Source organism: Xanthomonas sp. WHRI 10204 (assembly GCF_040202875.1).
Classification (GTDB): Bacteria; Pseudomonadota; Gammaproteobacteria; order Xanthomonadales; family Xanthomonadaceae; genus Xanthomonas.
The window spans coordinates 698,196-713,817 of record NZ_JBEGDW010000002.1 but is presented as its reverse complement, the minus strand read 5'-3'; the positions used below and the strand labels follow the sequence as shown (position 1 = coordinate 713,817).

Sequence of the window (15,622 nt, the reverse complement as noted above, 5' to 3'; positions counted from 1 at the left end):
GTGGCGACATCGGCGCAGCTCGGAAGAGCGCGACTGAGCGCTCCTCATGTTTTGGCCGCGTCGGGGGTGCTGCTCAATAACCCCCCAGTGTCGGCTAGGGCACACCGAACTTGCCTCCACTCATCCCATGCGCACGGAGTTGGATCTCGGGGCTGCGTCCATGATCCCGGCCGCCGTGCTAATGATGTTGCGGAGATAGGCGCCTTCAGCACCCGCAATATTGAAAGTCTCGGGCACCAGTTGGATGCGGTAGCGGAAGTTCACTTCCGACTCGTTGGTCGGTGGTACGCCGTCACCCGGTTGAACTGGATCGAGCACCAAGCGAACGACGCCGAACAATGCACCCATTTGATCGAGGTTGCTGCCAGTGGCGAAGGCCTGCATGGTCTGCTGTGCCTTGTCGTTGGCGCGCTGGCGGATCAGTAGCTCGCGGGCAGCGAACAGCTGCAGGAGCTTGTAGACCGGTTCGGCTTCGGTGAGTGCGGAAAACTCCGGCATCAGTTGGCAGAATTGAGCCAACGCTGCGGCAAAGATCGTTTCGAAGCTCAGCGTCTCGATTAGATCGGGCGCCTGGAGCCTGGACAGATCAACTGCTGTAAAAGACGCCATGTCGACTCCAAGTGAGAAGAGTTTAGCCTTTCCGCGTGGAGCTTCTAAAGATAATGAATAAATATGTAGCTAATGGCCTTACTTACTAAATTGAAAATTTATTCATGCTGGTGCACACACAAACGAACTGTTGAACTCATTCTTGACGCCGTCAGCATCTACGATGGTGGTTTTAATTTGGAAAGTGGTGCGTGGAATTGTTTGGTTACCTGTGCAGGACCACGTCCCCACTATTGGGGATGCCTGCTCCGCCGAGATAGTGAATGACTCTGCTTTTGGGCACGTCCAGCCGCTAGGGCACTTAACAAATTCGCGGGTCCGAACCACCGGAAATTGTGGGTTTCCAACGAAATTTATCGGCACGTCAAGTCGAGGGCCATTCACTGTAAAAACGACATTGGGTACGGATGTTATTTTCTGCGGAACGCAGGTTTTTCCTCTGCTGTTTACCCTGTATCCTTTTTCGATGCCTTTCATTGCAGCGTCCTGAAACACAGGATCCACGAATGCTGCGGCATCTTGTGGGTTTGAATGAAAGCCAACTTCAATTAAATTTGCCGGGACCTCAATGGCTTCTCTGTTCTCGCCATAGTTTCCTGCTGTTGGAGTGTTTACTCGCCAGGTTTCGTACCCCGTGGTAGCGTTAATGATTTCTTTCATTGAGCAGGATATCGCTGTCGCCAGCTCTTGACTCGGTGTGCTGCCAGTTTGGTAGATAACTCTGGTGCCCCTCACTGTCGTGTCATCTGCTGCGTCAGTGTGCAAACTTATAATTGCTTTTGCATTTAGATAGCGGGCATATCTGGGCCGAGAATGAACATCCTTGTCCTTCTCTGAGGTTACGTCAGGGCTATTCCAGATGTTTGTTTCGTTGGGTAAAATCCGTGCCAAGTGGTATTTGGCAGCTAGCTGCCACCAGGGCAGCTTGGTCTGCCCTTCGATGGTTGCGGATGTGGATCGAGGAAATGTTATCGTTTCGTCGGATCGTGTGCGAAGAAATTCTGCGAGTTTCGATGCTAGCGTTGGGTTGTCGACATCCTCATGCCAGCCGTTCATTGCAGGTCGCTGCCATCCCCATCCACCGGTTACCTTGGTTCGCCCATGTCCCGCAGACACAACCACTGGACTGTCTGCATCAGCAGAAGGGTTTACGGTTGTTTTATTCCTCAGGTGTTCGGGCTTCCATTTCGTGGGCGCGAACAATTTGTCCCCAGGTACGCCGCCGAATGTAAAGGTAGTGCCTTCGACGACAAAGGAATCGCCCACTATCTGGAACGCCACTACTTCGAGTTGATGGAGTTGTTCTTCCACATCTCCTGAGATGTACTTGTCGCCCTTCGGGATGAAGTCGCGGCCCATCTCAATCATCACAGTTGAGGTCTGACTATCAAGTCGCACGGAAATCGGCTGTACTTTCTGTCCTGGAAGCCTCTTTTGCTTGTTGACCACCTGCTGAAGTTCAGCCGTCAGCATCTTACTGAGGTCGGCCTTTTGTTGAGTAGTCAGGCTTGCCATGCTAGGGGTAGCAGGGCTTGCGAGCACCGGCGAGCCAATTGTCAGTGCTGCTGATATCGCGACAGCTGCACAAGCGTAGCGAAGTTCGGGAAGCAGCCTTACTGACTTGCCTTGAAAGAAACGCTTCATAAATCACTCCATGATTTCGGGGGATGGGAAAGCCCCAGGTCGCTGCAGCACTCCGTTGCCTCCCCAAGGGCAAACTACCCGCATTTCATTCATGCGTCAAAAACCCGACGCTTCTAGTGTGAGCATGGTCATCTTTGCTCGCGTATCTCGCGCGGACTGTCATGCTTCTGACTTGGCTGCTTCACTCACCGAAGTGATTTAGGAGTTGATTGCGTACGATGTGTCGGTCCTCAGCGGAAAGGCCTAGCAGCACGCGTTTTTCATAACGGGCCCTGGTGCCGCCGGGCCGCACTCGCTCAGCTAGCCCTTCTTGATGCACCCGGGCAATGCGCGACACGCTCCCCACGAATCCAACGCTCACTGCGTTGGGGCTTGCACTGACCTTGAAGAACTTGGCTTGCCGCAGCTTGGCAAACATCTTGGCGCTTTTGACCCGCCCGGACTTCTCTCGCAGCTTCTTCTGCTTGCGCGGCGCGTAGGGCGAGCCGTCGGGCGCCTGCTGCTTGCCGATGCGTTGGCTCTGCGAATGTCGCAACGCGGTGCCGATCTTGCTAGCCAGCTTGCGCCGCTCAGCCTCCTGCAGACGCGCCAACAACGGCGCTGCCCCAGTCTCTAGCGCGATCAGCTCATCCATGTGGGATCGATCTGCGGCTCGGGCGCATGGGTCATGTCATAGCCGCCGCCGGCCTTGGCCGTCACTACGACGCGCTCAGTCAGCGGCAACTTGATCGACAGGTCCACCGCATCGTTGGCGAGGATGTCGGCCTCGAAGGCGATCTCGCCGCGCCGCGCCGGATTGCACAGGAGCTCCGACTGGTTGGTCTGCATCCACTCCAGCAGCGGCAGCATCACGCTGTCGGGGTGGCCGGCGTAGTCGGTCACGATCAGGTTGAGCTTGTATTGGTACTCGAATGACAGCCCCGGCTGGACGTGCTAACCAGGCTGCCGGCATCGATAAACACCAGCAGCCGGTCGGCATCGCGTGCCAGATCCTGCAGGGCCGCTACCAGATGCGCGCGCAGGCTGGCGGGCTTGATCACGGCGGTGCCGCCGGCAGATGCAGATCGATCCAGGCCTGCAGCGCGCTCAGCTGCGTGGCGGTGGCGTGGCAACTGGTGTAGTTGTCGGCGACGGCAGAGAGCGTAATGCTGGTGGCTGGCGCATCAGGATCTCCGGTGAGCGGCCTGGCCGGGTTGCCCGAGGCGGCAGCGGCGTGCAGCCGCAAAGCCAGCAGGGCTAGCGCAAGTAGCGTCTACTTTCCGTGGACCATGGGGCGGGATCTCGCGGGTGACGGTGGCACCGGCTTCCCGCACGATTTGCACGCGGTCGACGTACTCAACAAAGACTGTTGTTGAAGCCTTTGCGCTGTCGCGTTCGGCGATGGTTGCAGCTTTTTCGTCTAGCGCCTGCTTACGCGGTTTAGGAATGCACTGATGTGCCGCTCCAGCCTATTGACAGGCAAGCGAGCACGCAGAGGCTGTGCTGGTTGCCACGGAAAGCGCTGCGCTAGGGCCAGGATGTGCGCGCTGGCATGGTCGGCAGATGCGCGACACCGCTATGCTCGCCAGCTTCCATCAGTGGCGGGGCGATTCATGCAGCGAGTGTTCGGGCAGTTGCCAGACGGTGTCGAGGTCCACGCGCTTACCCTGCGCAGCGATGCCGGGCTGGAGGCCGAGGTGCTGACGTATGGCGGCATCCTGCATGCGCTGCGGCTGACCACCGCGCACGGCGTGGTGCCGTTGCTGCTGGCCTTGCCGGACCTGCCTGCCTACGCGGCCGATGGCGACAGCCTCAATATCCTGGTGGGCCGCTTCGGCAACCGCATCGCCGGTGCGCGCTATACCCTGGATGGGGTGACGCACCTGCTTGCGGCCAACGAAGGGCGCAACCAGCTGCATGGCGGCCTGCGTGGGTTCGGTCGGCGCGTGTGGAGCGTGCTGGAGCAGACCTCGGATCAGGTGTTGCTGGGTTACGACTCGCCCGATGGCGAAGAAGGCTACCCCGGCAATCTGCAGGTGCGTACGCGTCTGGCGCTGCACGAGCGCAGCCTGCAGCTGGACTTCGAAGCGCATTGCGATGCCGCCACGCCGTTAAACCTGACCCATCACCCGTACTTCAATCTGTCGGGCGACCCGCAGACGCGTGCGGCTTCACAGGTGTTGCGGGTGCCTGCCGACCGCTATCTGCCGGTGGATGCCGAGTCGATCCCGACAGGCGAGATCGCCTCGGTCGCGGGTACGCCCTTCGATTTCCGCACGCCTGCCGCGCTGGCCGACCGCATCGACTCTGCGCATCCGCAGGTCGTGCTCGGCAAGGGCTACGACCAGTGCCTGGTGTTGGCAGACGGCGCAGACCGCGTGGCCGAGCTGTACTCGCCGCACAGTGGCGTGGCGCTACGCATCAGTAGCGACGCGCCGGCAGTGCAGCTCTACGAAGGGCAGCATCTGGACACCCATCATCCCGGCCTGGGGCGCGGTGTCTGCCTGGAGCCGCAGGACTACCCGGACGCGCCCAACCACGCCAACTTCCCCTCCACGATCCTGCGCCCTGGAGAGACCTACCGCCGCCGCATCGTCTATCGCTTCGCCAGCCCCGGCCCGGACCAGCCGTGGGATGTTGTCAGTGCGGCGCTGGATGCGTGAGCGGCGGCGTCAGGGCAAGGTAAGGCGATAGGCCTGCGCGGCGGTTGCTGGAAACAGGCGTTGCTGCGTCTGGTCACCGCGCAAGCATGGGGTGCGCTCGTGAGCTGGGCGCAAGCGACGCGGCGACATCGGCAGGCGCACACTGCACGCCGATCCACACAGCAGTCAGGTCAGCCTGACTGTTGATAAACGCCGCAGTTGCAAGCCAGTTCCAGGCCTGCGTTCTGAAGCGCATCGCTCGCGTATTCGCGCAGACGACTGATCATTTTCGGTGGCACCAACATGCAGTGACCCACGTCGTAACACCTCCGGCGTGCGTCCCGCCCTGATGACGTGCGAGACCGTTGCACGCCCACCGCCATCAACGCGGCCCCAGCACCAGCTCGATCACGAACTTGCTGCCGAAGAACGACAGCACCAGCAGCGCCATCGCTGTCAGCGTCCAATGCACCGCCTTGCTGCCGCGCCAGCCATTGCGCCAGCGGCCGATCAATAGCGCGCCGAACACGATCCACGACAGGATGCTGAGCACGGTCTTGTGCAACAGCCGCTGCGCCAGGAAGTCCTGCACGAACAGCAGCCCGGTCAGCAGGGTCAGGCTCAGCAACACGAAGCCGACCGTGATCGTGCGGAACAACAAGGTTTCCAGCTCGGTCAACGGCGGTAGCGCACGTAGCCAGGTGTGGAAGTCGCGCCGCCGCAGCGCACGCTCCTGCAGCCACAGCATGATCGCCAGCAGCGCGGCGATGCCCAGGGTGGCGTAGGCCAGCAAGGCCATCCAGGCGTGCAACTCCAGCCGCCAGCCCAGGTCCGCGCTCGGTTCGTGGCCGTAGGCGTGATAACTGGCCAGCAGGATCGCCGACAGCGGAAACACCACCACGCCCACCGCCGCCATCCGCCCGCGGCCTCCGAACACCGCCGTTAGCGCGGCCATGCCCAGGCCACACAGCGACAGCGCCGCAAAGAAATGCATGTCCGGCCCGCCGGCGGTGCGGAACGCCACCAGCACGTGATATCCGGCGTGCAGCGCAACGGCGGCAAGTGCCGGTGCCAGCCAGCGCGCAGGGGCCTGGTTGCCATCGCGCAGCACCGCCTGGGTGAGCAGCGCCGCGGCCAGCAGATACAAGGCGAACGCGATGAGAACGATTGTCATCGTGGAAGTTTCGCATATTGGCGGCGGGGAGTCGGGATTGGTGATTCGGGAATCGGGAATCGGGAATCGGGAAAGCAGGGTTGCGAGCTGCGGGGCTGGAGGTGGGCTGGCAGGTGGGCTGGCAGGTGGAGCCGGTGCGCGAGCGGGTCAGGGAGACTTGCCCGTCGGCGCTGCAGCTGCCGTTCCTGGCGCTGTCGCGCGGGTTGGCTCTGCACATTGCCTAGTGTTGGGGCGGCTTCTTCCTGGTCTGGCTTCGCCGGGCGGGCGACGGGGCGGGCGGTTGGCCTGTGCCGCTATAATCGGTGCCCGTTTCCCCTTACGCGGTCCTTTGCGCATGTTCGAGTCCCTAACCCAACGTCTCTCCGGCACCATGGAGCGCCTGCGCGGACGCGGCCGCCTGACCGAGGAAAACATCCGCGAAGCCACCCGTGAAGTGCGCATCGCACTGCTCGAAGCCGACGTCGCATTGCCGGTGGTACAGGCGCTGATCGAGCGCATCAAGGTGCGTGCGGTCGGCCAGGAAGTGCTCAAGTCGCTGACCCCGGGCCAGGCGCTGATCAAGATCGTGCGCGACGAGCTCACCGCCGTCATGGGCGCTGCCGCTGCCGACCTCAACCTCAACGTGCCGGCGCCGGCCATCATCCTGATGGCGGGCCTGCAGGGTGCGGGCAAGACCACCACGGTCGGCAAGCTCGCCAAGCACTTGAAGGAAAAGCGCAAGAAAAAGGTCATGGTGGTCTCGGCCGACGTTTATCGCCCGGCCGCGATCGAGCAGCTCAAGACCCTGGCCGAACAGGTCGGCGTGCTGTTCTTCCCCTCCGATGCCTCGCAGAAGCCGGTCGACATCGTGCGCGCCGCCATCAGCGACGCGCGCAAGTCCTTCGCCGACGTGCTGCTGGTCGATACCGCCGGCCGTCTGGCGATCGATCAAGCGATGATGGACGAGATCAAAGCCTTGCACGCCGCGATCAACCCCACCGAAACCTTGTTTGTGGTCGATGCCATGACCGGCCAGGACGCCGCCAACACCGCCAAGGCGTTCGGCGAGGCGCTGCCGCTGACCGGCGTGGTGCTGACCAAGACCGACGGCGACGCCCGTGGCGGTGCCGCATTGAGCGTGCGCTATATCACCGGCAAGCCGATCAAGTTCGTCGGTACCGGCGAAAAGACCGACGGCCTGGACGTGTTCCATCCGGACCGTGTGGCTAGCCGCATCCTGGACATGGGCGACGTGCTGTCGCTGGTGGAACAGGTCGAGCAGAGCGTCGATCAGGAAAAGGCCGCCAAGCTCGCCGCCAAGGTCGCCAAGGGCAAGAAGTTCGACCTCAACGACATGAAAGAACAGCTCGAGCAGATGCAGAACATGGGCGGTATCCATGGGCTGATGGACAAGCTGCCGGGCATGGGCCAGATCCCGGACAACGTCAAGCAGCAGGTCACCGGCAAGGAAGTGCCGCGCATGATCGCGATCATCAATTCGATGACCAAGAAAGAGCGCCGTAACCCGGCCCTGCTCAACGGCTCGCGCCGCGCCCGCATCGCGCGTGGCTCGGGCATGCTGCCGGCCGACGTCAACAAGCTGATGAAGCAGTACCAGCAGATGGAAAAGATGATGGGCAAGCTGGCCGGCGGCGGCATGAAGGGCCTGATGCGCAACATGAAGGGCATGATGGGCGCCATGGGCGGCCGTGGCGGCATGCCGTTCCGTTGAGTGCGTTAGTGTGTTGATGCGTCCGCTTGGTCGCATCACCCGCTGAGTATTGAAATCACTTCGGTGTTAGGATTTCGCGCCCGCGGACGGGCGCGATTGCTCGCGGACGAGCAACCTAATCATCGGAGGATTCATGCAAGGATTTAAAGGAATTTTTTGCAAGTTTGCAGTCGGTCTTGGCGGTATTGGACTGTCGGTCGCATGTAGTGCGGCATCAATCTTTTCTTATTCCAGCAACGCTGGGGACTATATTGGTCAGGGGAAGTCTGCTGTTCTGACTGATGCTAATGCAAAATTCGGCATGCAAGGAACAAGGGATAGGCTTACATTTACTGCCAATGGTGCGTCTGGTGAATATTGGTATATAAGAATTGCCGCTCCGGTTGGCGGTGTTCTAGCTCCAGGGACTTATGCGAACGCGGAGCGGTCAGTGTTCAAGACCGGACGTTCGCCTGGTCTTGACGTATCCAGCACCGGGCGGGGCTGCAACAGAATCTGGGGGAAGGTGACGGTCAGGCAGATTTCGTTCGATGCCGCTGGCAATGTGGATAAGCTGGAGGCGACGTTCCTGCAGCGATGCGAGCAGAGTAAAGCGCCAGCACTCGCTGGCGTCATCAGCTATAACGCGCCGCCGCTATCACTGAAGTTGACGAGCGGTAGTGATGATTACGTAGGTGGTGGTGTGGGGAAGATGTATTACAACGACACCAGCATCTTCGTGCTGAATGGAAAGGACTCATACCTGCGGTATTTCGCATCAGGCTTGCGTGACGATTGGTCCGCAACTATCGCTGCACCGACTGGGAAGGCGCTAGTGCCTGGACGTTACTCTACCCGGCGTTTTGCGGATCGCACTAATGCAGGATTGGACTTTAGTGGCAACGGAAGAGGGTGTAACGAAAATCGTGGCACTCTCAACGTACGTGCTATCGAGAAAGATGCGCAGGCCAATGTAGTCAAGTTTTACGCTGATTTTGAACAATATTGTGATAATCGAACAACGCCTTTGCGTGGAACGATTCACTTCGGCATCTAGTTGATTGGCGGGCCTGCAAGTAGCGGGCCCGCCTTGCCGAAGTTCCGGTAATTTGCTGCGGATCATTTTATATAGTGATATTGCTTATATAGTGATATTGCGCGCTGTTTGGTTGGCATTTAATTGTCTTGCGATTCTTCAGGCAATCCTATGAGAATTTGATTTTTGATCTGTATGGTGCCCAATGCCCATTGTTTAATTCTTCGGTGTATACTGAGTCTTAGGTTGTGACATTTTAAGGTCTGGATGAATCGCTCTCGCTCAGGTCGCGTTGCCTCTTTCTGTAGCCGCTTCGGGCTGCGTCTGCCGATCCTGCTCAGCCCCATGGCCGGCGCCTGCCCGGTGCCGCTGTCGGTCGCTGTTGCCAACGCCGGTGGCATGGGCGCGATGGGGGCGGTGTTGTCGCAGCCGCAGGACATCGTTGCGTGGATGGCCGCATTTGGTGAAGCGAGTGCCGGGCCTGCGCAGGTCAATCTGTGGATTCCCGATCCGGCGCCTGTGCGCGATGCAGAGGCAGAAGCGCGGCTGCGCGGGTTTCTTGCGCAGTGGGGCCCGCCGGTGGCCGAGGCCGCAGGCGATGCCACCCCAGCCGACTTCGATGCGCAGTTCGGGGCCTTGCTCGCTGCCCGCCCGGCGGTCGCGTCTTCGATCATGGGTGTGTTCCGGCCCGACCAGGTCGCGCGGCTGAAGGCGGCCGGCATCGCCTGGTTCGCCTGCGCCACCACCCTGGAGGAAGCACGCGCGGCGCAGGCTGCCGGTGCCGACGCGGTGGTTGCGCAAGGTGCTGAAGCCGGCGGCCATCGCGGCGCGTTCGATGCCAGTCAGGCAGCGCAGCAGATGACCGGATTGTTCGCCTTGCTGCCGCGGCTTGTCGATAAGCTGGAGATTCCGGTCATCGCTGCTGGTGGTATCGCCGATGCGCGCGGCATTGCCGCGGCGCTGACGTTGGGCGCCAGCGCGGTGCAGATCGGCACCGGCCTGCTGCGCACGCCCGAAGCCGCACTGCCCAGCGCCTGGGCCGATGCGCTTGCCGCCGCCGAGCCTGAACACACCCAGCCAACCCGCGCGTTTTCAGGTCGCCTGGGACGGGCCTTGCTCACGCCTTATGTGCGTGCGGCCGCTGCTGCGGATGCAGCGCCGCCGGCCCCGTATCCGGTGCAGCGCGGCTTGACTGCACCAATGCGCCAGGCGGCAGCACGCGACAACCGTCTGGCGTCGATGCAGGCCTGGGCGGGCCAATCGGCGTGGATGGCGCCAGTGCAGCCGGCCGGTGAGCTGGTCACGCAGTGGTGGGAGCAGGCGCAGGCACTGCTATGTCGCTGATCTTCTGCAATGGCGCGCCGGCGAGCGCGCAACAGCTCGGTGCTGCGGCGCTGATCAACTACGGCCACTTCACCACGCTGCAGGTGCGCAACGGAGCAACGCAGGGGTTGGATCTGCATCTGCATCGCCTGCAGGAAGGTAGCCGCGCGCTGTTTGGGCAGGAACTGGAAGCGGACCAGCTGCGGGCGCAGTTGCACGCTGCGCTGGTGGCGTCGGCCATGGCCGATGCCAGTCTGCGCGTCACCGTGTTCGCGCCCGACTACGATTTCCGCAACCCGTTGCGCGAGGTCGCACTGGATGTACTGGTCGCCATCTCGCCGCCGGCGGACATGCCCGAGACCGGGCTGCGCGTGCAGGTCACCGACTACGTGCGCGAACGGCCGGAACTCAAGCATGTCGGCACGTTCCCGCTGTTGCATCTGCGCCGGCTGGCCATGCAGGCCGACCATGACGATGTCGTGCTGCAGGACCGCCAGGGCAGGGTGCTGGAGGGGGCGTTCTGGAATCTGGGGCTGTGGGAACGCGGCGGGTTGGTCTGGCCGCAAGGGGCGTCGCTGTTGGGCACCCGGCAGCAGTTGCTGCAGTCCGGCCTGAAAACGCTGGGCGTCACGCAGGTCAGTCGCCCGGTGGAGCTGAGCGAGCTGGACCGCTTCGATGGCGCATTCGCCTGCAACGCGCGTGGGCAGCAGGCCATCGTGGCGCTGGGGGCGGCGCGTTGGGGGCCGCATGCCGCGCAGTTGCCGCTGCTGGAGCGGGCCCTGCAAACCCATGCCTGGCAAGCGATCTGAGCGATCTGATGTGCCGGCGCCGGCTGACTTGGCTTCGCCGCCGGAGCCCGCTATAATCGCTGGCTTACCGCGCCACTCTGGCGACTGGGCAACTCAGGAAAACAACACCATGGTCAAGATTCGACTGACCCGCGGCGGCGCCAAGAAGCGTCCGTTCTACCACATCATCGTGACCGACGTGCGCAGCGCGCGCGACGGCCGCAACATCGAGCGTCTGGGTTACTACAACCCGGTTGCACAGGGCGCAGAACCGCGCATCGTGCTGGACGTTGCGCGCGTCGACCATTGGGTCGGCCAGGGCGCGCAGCTGACCGACAAGGTGCGTAACCTGTATCGCGAAGCATCCAAGTCCCAGGCCGCTGCGGCCTGATCTTGAGGGCCTGGCGTCGCCGCCTGGCCCAGAGTCGACGCAGATGAAGCCGACCGAGCGCCGCATCCTGTTAGGCAGGGTTGTCGGCGCTTTTGGTGTCAAGGGCGAGCTCAAGCTCGAATCCTGGACCGAGCCGCGCAGTGCGATCTTTCGGTATCAGCCGTGGATCGTGCGCTCGCCATCGGGACAGGAAACGGTTGTGAGCGGCGTACGTGGGCGCGATCAGGGCAAGAACCTGATTGCGGTGTTCCCGGACGTGACCGACCGCGATACGGTCGAGGCCATGCACGGGACCGAAATCTATGTCTCCCGCAGCGTCTTGCCGCCACCAAAGCCCGACGAGTACTACTGGGTGGATCTGGAAGAATTGCAGGTGGAAACCGTCGAGGGCGTCAAGCTCGGGACGGTATCGCATCTGTTTTCCACCGGGTCCAACGACGTGGTCGTCGTGCGCGGCGATCGCGAGCGGCTAATCCCGTTTGTGCTGCCGGAGTTCGTCAAATCGGTGGACTTCGAGGCCAATCTGATCGTGGTCGACTGGGATCCGGATTTCTGATCGAAGCGGTGCCTCGGCTTCGCTCTTGCTCTACCCATTCCCCAATCCCGATTCCCGATTCTTAAGTGCGCATCGACGTCATCAGCCTGTTCCCGGAGTTCATCGCGCAATGCGCGGCGTTCGGTGTGGTCGGGCGGGCGCAGGAGCGTGGTCTGCTGGAGCTGCAAGGCTGGAATCCGCGCGACCATGCGCAGGGCAATTACCGCCGGGTGGACGATCGCCCGTTCGGTGGCGGGCCCGGCATGGTGATGTTGATCGAGCCGTTGCGGGCTTGTCTGGATGCGGTGCAAGCCGCAGATGCACGGCCGGCACCGGTGATCTACCTCAGCCCGCAAGGGCGGCCGCTCACCCAGCCGCTCGCACGCGAGCTGGCGCAGTTGCCGCGCATGATCTTGTTGTGCGGGCGCTACGAGGGTGTGGACGAGCGCTTCCTGGCGCAGGCAGTGGATCTGGAAATCTCCATCGGCGACTACGTGTTGTCCGGTGGCGAGTTGGGCGCTGCAGTCCTTGTGGATGTGGTGACGCGGCTGCAGGACGGTGTGTTGAACGATGCCGAATCTGCCGCGCAGGACAGTTTCGAAGGCCCGCAAGGCCTGCTGGATTGCCCGCACTACAGCCATCCATCGACCCATGCCTGGGGCGATGTGCCGGACGTGTTGCGCTCCGGCAACCACGGCGCCATCGCGCGCTGGCGCCGGCAGCAGTCGCTGGGCCGGACCTGGCTGCGACGCCCGGACCTGTTGGACGAGGCTGGGTTGGACAAGAACGATCGCCGTCTGTTGGACGAGTTTCGCCGCGAACTCGCCCCAAGCGACGATAAACCCGGTAACGAGAAATAAGGGCTCACCCCTAGCTCTTGCAAGATTGATTGGGGTACAATATGCGGCTTGCTGGTCAGCCTTGCGTCTGGCCCTCTTTACGAACCTCGAGCAATCGCCGTGCGGCGACTGCCGGTCCAATATCACCAGACACGCGGTGCCCATCATGAGCAAACTCAACAAGACCATCCTGGCTGACTTCGAAGCCGCCCAGATTCAGCGCAAGCTGCCGGAATTCAACCAGGGCGACACCGTTGTGGTGAACGTCAAGGTGAAGGAAGGCAACCGCGAGCGCGTGCAGGCCTATGAGGGCGTCGTGATCGGTACCAAGAATGCCGGCCTGAACTCCGCCTTCACCGTGCGCAAGATCTCGCACGGCTTCGGCGTCGAGCGCGTGTTCCAGACCCACAGCGCCATCATCGACTCGGTCGAAGTGAAGCGCCGCGGTAAGGTGCGCGCCGGCAAGCTGTACTACCTGCGTGGTCTGGAAGGCAAGGCTGCCCGCATCAAGGAAGATCTGGCCGCCGCTGCACAGGCCAAGGCCGCTCGCCAGGCTGCTGCCAAGTCCGCCGAGTAAGCCACACTGGCAGGTCGTTAAGATCTGCTTTTGCCAGACGGCCGCCTTCGGGCGGCCGTTTGCGTTTGTGGGATGGAAAATGTCGACCACGCTCAGAGCGTGCGTTTTTTATGGTGCGCTCAGTGGGCGATGCGCTGATGCTGATGCCATCGCAGTGGCGGATTACGCGCTATGCAGATCGCTAGTCGTCATCGACGCAGATGGATCGACGCAGATGGAAGGCATCTCCCTGCATCCGGTCCCTGGAGTGGATGCACGTCAGCAAACAATCGCATGTCGATCCACTCTACGTGTCTGGGACATGGGGTCTGCGCGACGGATGCAGCAACCCCCGGACCTGCTCACTCGCGGCGCTGTAAAACCGCTGCACTGTTTCAGGCACGGCCAAGTGCAGCGCAGATGCTGCTTGGTCGTCAGGATGTCAGGCGTTGCTGGATGCCGATGGATGACGACATCCGGCGGACAGCATGACGCCGCTTGGATTTATCACGTGTCAGTCGTTGGTTCTGCGCGACACCTTGAAACCAATCAACGCATCTGCGCACCGGCATTGATTGCACGGCTTGGCTGCGCTTGACGTGCACGTTCCGCTTGGCGTGCAGGTTCAGTGCGATCGTGTCTGCGTCTGCTCGGTGGTGGGTGCGGTATCGGCGACCGGCGAAGCGGGATGTGCGGGTACTTCAGCCGGAGCGGCCAGTGCTGACGGATGCGTTGGTGTGGCCAGCATGCGCGCCTTGCGCCAGCCGCCCCAGCGGTAATACGCCAGCGACAGCAGCATCGAGCAGGTGGAGCTGATCGGAAAGCTCCACCACACTGCATCAGCCCCAAGATGCGGCAGCAACACGTTGGCTAACGGCACGCGCACGCCCCATAGCGAAAACGCCAGGATCAATAGCGGCGGGATCACCGCGCCGGTGGAGCGCACCACGCCCGACACCACGAAGCTGACACCGAACAGCAGGAACGACCAGATCGCGATGTGGTTGAGATGCCGCGCAATCTCCAACGTGGCGCTGCCTGCGGGCAGAAACAGGGCAAGGGTCCAGCGATCGAATCCGATCAACAGCGCAATCAGCAGGCCGGTCATCAGAAAGTTGGCGGCGATGCCGGTGCGAGCGATGGCATCCACGCGCGACCACAGGCCGGCACCCACGTTCTGGGCGGCCATCGACGAACAGGCGGCGCCTACGGCCATTGCCGGCATTTGCACGTAATTCCATAGCTGCAGCCCGGCACCGAACGCGGCTGCGGTGTCGGTGCCGAAGCCGTTGACCAGCGACAGCATTGCGATCATCGCCAGCGAGATCATCACCATCTGCAGGCCCATCGGCACGCCCTTGACGATGAGGGCGCGCAGGATGGCCGGGTCGATGCGGAACAGATGCAGGTCGCGCCGACCCAGCCACAACACGTGGCGTTTCTTGCGCAGATAGAGCAGCAGGCCGGCCAGTGCGACCACCTGCGCGATCAGTGTGGCCCAGGCCGCACCGGCAATGCCCAGTGCAGGAAATGGACCGATGCCAAACAGCAGCAACGGGTTGAATACGATATCCAGCAGCACTGACAACAATAGAAACCGGAATGGCGTGCGCGCATCACCGGTACCGCGCAACGCCGCCGACAGGAAGGCGAACAGATACAGCGTTGGCATCGCCAGGAAGATCACCCGCAAATAGTCTTCGGCCAGCGTCTGCGAGGCGGCCGGCGTGCCCATTGCGGTGAGCAGGTGCGGCGCCAGAAACCAGCCGAGCACGGCAATCACCGCCGACAGCCCGCCGAAGAAACTCGCGCTGGTGCCCATCACCTTGCGTGCCTGCGCGATGTCGCGCGCGCCCATGGCCTGGCCGATCAGGATGGTGGAGGCCATGCCGATGCCGAACACCGAACCGATCAGGAAGAACATGATGCTGTTGGCGTTGGCTGCCGCAGTCAGTGCTTCTTCGCCGAGATAGCGGCCGATCCAGATCGCATTGACCGAGCCGTTGAGCGACTGGGCGATGTTGCCAGCCATGATCGGCAGGGCGAACAACAGCAGGTTCTTGCCGATCGGGCCTTCGGTCAGGACAGCGGATTTGGGCATCGCAGGCGTATCGTCGCGCAGAAGCTGCGCACACTAGCATTGCGCGGGTGAGATCCGATGCAGTGCCATTTGGTTTGCGCTGCAGATGTCGGGTTGGGACACGCTCCATGTTCGATACCAGCGGTGACCGTCTTTGCAAGATGTTGCGCTTGCTGTTCGGGATGCGCTGCAGAGCAGGGGCGTGTCCCTCATCCGGCGCTGCGCGCCACCTTCTCCCGCAGGCGGGAGAAGGGCCGGGGTTTGCGAGCATTTGATGGATCGGGGTTGCACACGGACAACAGGTCGCTTCCCCTGCCTGCGGGGGAAGGTGCCCGC

General features: G+C 62.1%; 14 protein-coding genes and 2 pseudogenes. 9 read left to right on the top strand and 7 right to left on the bottom strand.

Features of this window, described 5'->3' with window-relative positions; genetic code table 11:
- Window positions 1-120: 120 nt before the first annotated feature.
- The 5 genes and pseudogenes from ABQZ00_RS13890 to ABQZ00_RS13870 all read right to left on the bottom strand — a co-directional run.
- Window positions 121-609 (bottom strand): hypothetical protein, encoded by a 489-nt coding sequence (locus ABQZ00_RS13890; protein ID WP_323538028.1) that lies wholly within the window; start codon window positions 607-609, stop codon window positions 121-123.
- A 102-nt stretch (window positions 610-711) separates the two neighbouring features.
- Entirely contained in the window at window positions 712-2,253 is a 1,542-nt protein-coding gene (locus ABQZ00_RS13885; RefSeq protein WP_323538029.1) for an N-acetylmuramoyl-L-alanine amidase, read from the bottom strand.
- A 181-nt stretch (window positions 2,254-2,434) separates the two neighbouring features.
- Window positions 2,435-2,887 carry a phage virion morphogenesis protein gene (locus ABQZ00_RS13880; RefSeq protein WP_323538030.1) on the bottom strand — a complete coding sequence of 151 codons (453 nt, stop codon included), beginning with the start codon at window positions 2,885-2,887 and terminating at the stop codon, window positions 2,435-2,437.
- Window positions 2,875-3,293 (bottom strand): annotated as a pseudogene (locus tag ABQZ00_RS13875) (phage tail protein). Before ABQZ00_RS13875 ends, ABQZ00_RS13880 begins: the two are co-directional and overlap by 13 nt.
- Window positions 3,290-3,668, bottom strand: a pseudogene (locus ABQZ00_RS13870) (hypothetical protein); the annotation flags it as partial. The pseudogenes ABQZ00_RS13870 and ABQZ00_RS13875, both read right to left, overlap by 4 nt.
- Window positions 3,669-3,845: 177 nt before the next feature.
- Here ABQZ00_RS13870 and ABQZ00_RS13865 point away from each other — a divergent pair.
- Window positions 3,846-4,895 carry an aldose epimerase family protein gene (locus tag ABQZ00_RS13865; RefSeq protein ID WP_323538031.1) on the top strand — a complete coding sequence of 350 codons (1,050 nt, stop codon included), beginning with the start codon at window positions 3,846-3,848 and terminating at the stop codon, window positions 4,893-4,895.
- 361 nt (window positions 4,896-5,256) lie between these two features.
- Here the strand turns inward: ABQZ00_RS13865 and ABQZ00_RS13860 are convergent, their stop codons facing one another.
- Window positions 5,257-6,048, bottom strand: coding sequence for a cytochrome C assembly family protein (locus ABQZ00_RS13860; RefSeq protein WP_055845453.1), 792 nt, complete (start codon window positions 6,046-6,048; stop codon window positions 5,257-5,259).
- 334 nt (window positions 6,049-6,382) lie between these two features.
- Between ABQZ00_RS13860 and ffh the strand changes: the two genes are divergently transcribed.
- The 8 genes from ffh (at window position 6,383) to rplS (ending at window position 13,227) form a co-directional block, all read left to right on the top strand.
- Window positions 6,383-7,759 (top strand): signal recognition particle protein, encoded by a 1,377-nt coding sequence (gene ffh / locus ABQZ00_RS13855; RefSeq protein WP_055845447.1) that lies wholly within the window; start codon window positions 6,383-6,385, stop codon window positions 7,757-7,759.
- A 133-nt stretch (window positions 7,760-7,892) separates the two neighbouring features.
- The gene (locus ABQZ00_RS13850) at window positions 7,893-8,795 is read left to right on the top strand and encodes a hypothetical protein (RefSeq protein WP_323538032.1); all 903 of its coding nucleotides are present in this window, start codon (window positions 7,893-7,895) and stop codon (window positions 8,793-8,795) included.
- 246 nt (window positions 8,796-9,041) lie between these two features.
- Entirely contained in the window at window positions 9,042-10,118 is a 1,077-nt protein-coding gene (locus tag ABQZ00_RS13845; protein ID WP_323538033.1) for an NAD(P)H-dependent flavin oxidoreductase, read from the top strand.
- Complete coding sequence (locus ABQZ00_RS13840; protein WP_323538034.1) at window positions 10,109-10,906, top strand: aminotransferase class IV family protein; 798 nt, start codon at window positions 10,109-10,111, stop codon at window positions 10,904-10,906. The genes ABQZ00_RS13845 and ABQZ00_RS13840 overlap by 10 nt, the downstream gene beginning before the upstream one ends.
- Window positions 10,907-11,015: 109 nt before the next feature.
- Window positions 11,016-11,276, top strand: a complete 261-nt coding sequence (rpsP, locus tag ABQZ00_RS13835) for a 30S ribosomal protein S16 (protein ID WP_005989876.1) — start codon at window positions 11,016-11,018, stop codon at window positions 11,274-11,276.
- A gap of 43 nt (window positions 11,277-11,319) precedes the next feature.
- A complete protein-coding gene (gene rimM / locus ABQZ00_RS13830) occupies window positions 11,320-11,832 on the top strand; it encodes a ribosome maturation factor RimM (RefSeq protein ID WP_115553295.1) in 513 nt (170 codons plus the stop codon).
- A 65-nt stretch (window positions 11,833-11,897) separates the two neighbouring features.
- The gene (gene trmD / locus ABQZ00_RS13825; protein WP_055845432.1) at window positions 11,898-12,671 is read left to right on the top strand and encodes a tRNA (guanosine(37)-N1)-methyltransferase TrmD; all 774 of its coding nucleotides are present in this window, start codon (window positions 11,898-11,900) and stop codon (window positions 12,669-12,671) included.
- A 145-nt stretch (window positions 12,672-12,816) separates the two neighbouring features.
- Entirely contained in the window at window positions 12,817-13,227 is a 411-nt protein-coding gene (rplS, locus tag ABQZ00_RS13820; RefSeq protein ID WP_115512230.1) for a 50S ribosomal protein L19, read from the top strand.
- A gap of 604 nt (window positions 13,228-13,831) precedes the next feature.
- Here rplS and ABQZ00_RS13815 read toward each other — a convergent pair.
- On the bottom strand, window positions 13,832-15,307 hold the full coding sequence (locus ABQZ00_RS13815) for an MATE family efflux transporter (RefSeq protein ID WP_323538035.1): 1,476 nt from the start codon (window positions 15,305-15,307) through the stop codon (window positions 13,832-13,834).
- Window positions 15,308-15,622: the final 315 nt, after the last annotated feature.